A 283-nucleotide genomic window follows, 5' to 3' on the forward strand; every position below is an offset into this window, starting at 1 on the left:
GCGGCATGGACCGCGACCGCGCCGAACAACTCGCGCTCGCCGCCGAGGTGTTCTACGGATCGGTGCGCAATAGGAAGGCCCAAGCGGCGTGTGTTGCCGCCGCGCGGGAAAACGAACACCGGCTGGACACGCTGGCCTATATCGCGCGCTCCTCGCGTTCGCTGGACTCGGATAAAGACCGGTGGCACTACCGCCAGAAGCTTTGCGAAACCCAGGGCGACATGCGCACCGTGGTCAAGCGGGCGAAGGCGTTGAAGAAGGAGCTGAAACCGCCCGCGCCGCG

General features: G+C 66.4%; 1 pseudogene. It reads left to right on the plus strand.

Annotated elements, in window-relative coordinates:
* Nucleotides 1-283 (plus strand): annotated as a pseudogene (locus HMPREF2550_RS12375) (HNH endonuclease); the annotation flags it as partial.

Source organism: Corynebacterium sp. HMSC074A01 (genome assembly GCF_001831515.1).
Classification (GTDB): Bacteria; Actinomycetota; Actinomycetes; order Mycobacteriales; family Mycobacteriaceae; genus Corynebacterium.